This window comes from Diaphorobacter oryzae DSM 22780 (assembly GCF_059568935.1).
This window is the reverse complement of sequence record NZ_JCANUL010000029.1, coordinates 1-2,436: the sequence shown is the minus strand read 5'-3', so window position 1 is coordinate 2,436 and position 2,436 is coordinate 1. Positions and strand designations below refer to the sequence as shown.

Sequence of the window (2,436 nt, the reverse complement as noted above, 5' to 3'; positions counted from 1 at the left end):
GTATGCGCGCGGCGAACCCATGTTGACCGCTGTCGGCGGCCGTGGCTGAAGATCAGATGGCGTCGGGCTTCCAGCGATGCGGTAGCAGTTCCTCGATCTGACTGGCCTTGTGCGTGGGCAGCCGTGTGAGGACGTCCTTGAGGTAGGCGTAGGGATCGTGCCCGTTCATGCGCGCTGACTGGATCAGGCTCATGACGGCTGCCGCCCGCTGACCAGCGCGCAGGCTCCCGGCAAACAGCCAGTTCGATCTTCCGAGAGCGATGGGCCGGATCTGGTTCTCGATCCAGTTGTTGTCAATCGGCAGCTGCCCGTCATCGACGAACCGGGTAAGAGCCACCCAGCGGCGCAGGCTGTAGTCCAGCGCCTTGGCCGTCGCCGAACCCTCGGGCACCTTCTGGCGCTGCAGCAGCATCCACTCGTGCAGCGCATCGAGCATCGGCTGGGTGTGGTGCTGGCGAATCGCCTTGCGCTCGTCGGCGCTGATCTCTTTGGCCTCACGTTCGACGGCATAGACCTTGGCAAACTGCTCCAGTGCGAATTCGGCAATCTGACTCTTGTTGGCCGCGTGCAGGTCGAAGAACTTGCGCCGTGCATGGGCGAGGCAGCCCACCTCGGTGACCCCACTGGCGATCAACGCCTTGTAGCCGCTGAAGTCGTCGCAGGTCAGACTACCCCTCCAGTCGCCCAGGAAGGCCCGCGCATGGTCACCGGCACGCGACTCGCAGAAGTCGTAGACCACGGCCTTCATGTCCTCGAAAGCCCCCGGGGCGTAGGCCCAGAGGTAAGCCCGGTGCGTCTTGCCGTTGCCGGGCTTGAGCATCTGCACCGGCGTCTCGTCGGCATGCAGCACGCGGTGCTGGAGCATCTGGGCCTTGAGCGCATCCACCAGTGGCTGCAGCCGCACCCCGCAGGTGCCCACCCACTGTGCCAGGGTCGATCTCGGGATGGCCAGGCCGGCGCGCCCAAAGATCGCTTCCTGGCGGTACAGGGGTTGGTGGTCGGCGTACTTGGCCACCAGCACCTGGGCCAGCAGCCCGGTGGTGGGGATGCCCTTGTCGATGATGTGAGCGGCCACCGGCGCCTGGACGATGGTTTCGCACTGGGCACACGCCCATTTGCCACGTATATGGCGCTCCACGCTGAACACCCCGGGTACGTAGTCCAGCTTCTCGGCCACGTCCTCGCCAATGCGCTTCATCTGGCAGCCGCATCGGCAGGTGCTGGATTCAGGCTCGTGGCGGATCTCACGCCGGGGCAGGTTCGCGGGCAGCGGCAAACGCTTGGGCTGCCTCTTCTCTTGTGGTGACGCCGCCGTGTGCCCCTGCTGCAGCGCGTCGATCTCGCTGGCCACGGCCGCCAGGTCGGCCTCGATCTCGTCTTCCAGCAGGCTCTTTTGCTCGGGGTTGAATCGCTCAGACTGGGCGGCAAACTTCATGCGCTTGAGCAGCGCGTTCTCGTGGGTGAGCTTCTCCAGCAAGGCGCCCTGGTGGCGCAGCTGGGTCATCAGGCGGGCCGCCATCTCGCGCAACTGATCGGCGCTCAGACCTTCCAAGGATTGCGGCTCCACCACCATGACCGTCACTGTGCCAGCACCGACACACGTGCACTATTGGCGCATGCACCAATTGGCAAGTGCCCGTCGCTGCCGGAGAGTCAGACCACGGTGATGACGCCACCGTCGGCCAGGCGTTGCCAGGGCAGGCCCATGACCAGCGCATCGAGCTGCTGGCGCTGCAATTGAAGATTGGCGCCACCGGCCAGGGGCCAGATGAACTTGCCCTGGTGCAGCCGACGCGCAGCCAGCCAGATACCGATGCCGTCGTGCACCAGGATCTTGATGCGATTGGCGCGTTTGTTCGCGAATAGGTAGGCATGATGGGGATGGGCGGCGCCGAAGACGGCAATGACCCGGGCGAGTGCCGTATCGGTGCCAGCGCGCATGTCCAGCGGGGTGGTGGCCAACCAGGCGGCGTCGATGCGGATCACCGAAGGAAATCCCTCAGCCATTCCGCGCAGGATGACGACGCCTCGATGGGCCAGCTCACCGTGATCACGCCTGTGCCGCGCCGTATCTCGACGCGAATATCCGAAGTGGGACTGCCCGCCGCGTGAACAGGTGCAGCGTCCTCAACCTCGGGCGCAGAGAGGCTCAGAGGGATGAACGGATTGATGGGTTTGGGAGCGGGTGGCGCAGCGTGCTCGCGCAGCCAGCGATGGACGATGTTGGCGTTGATGCCATGGGCCAGAGCCACAGCCGCAATCGACGCTCCGTTCGCCCGGCACTGCGTTACGACCTGGGCCTTGAGTTCTGGACTGTAAAAGCGCCGCTTGGGATTTGGGGCGATCGCCTCGCTCGACATAGTGTGCATGATCTCCATCGTGCACACCATGCCTGCTCGAACGGGCTATATCAAGATGGGTTCACCGCGCGCATAC

At 64.8% G+C, this 2,436-nt stretch carries 3 protein-coding genes; all 3 read right to left on the bottom strand.

Annotated elements, in window-relative coordinates; translation table 11 throughout:
* Window positions 1–52: 52 nt before the first annotated feature.
* Window positions 53–1,573 (bottom strand): IS66 family transposase, encoded by a 1,521-nt coding sequence (gene tnpC / locus BP68_RS19170; RefSeq protein WP_496374762.1) that lies wholly within the window; start codon window positions 1,571–1,573, stop codon window positions 53–55.
* Window positions 1,574–1,653: 80 nt separating this feature from the next.
* Window positions 1,654–1,986, bottom strand: coding sequence for an IS66 family insertion sequence element accessory protein TnpB (gene tnpB / locus BP68_RS19165; protein ID WP_496374760.1), 333 nt, complete (start codon window positions 1,984–1,986; stop codon window positions 1,654–1,656).
* Window positions 1,983–2,378 carry an IS66-like element accessory protein TnpA gene (gene tnpA / locus BP68_RS19160; protein ID WP_496374758.1) on the bottom strand — a complete coding sequence of 132 codons (396 nt, stop codon included), beginning with the start codon at window positions 2,376–2,378 and terminating at the stop codon, window positions 1,983–1,985. Before tnpA ends, tnpB begins: the two co-directional genes overlap by 4 nt.
* Window positions 2,379–2,436: the final 58 nt, after the last annotated feature.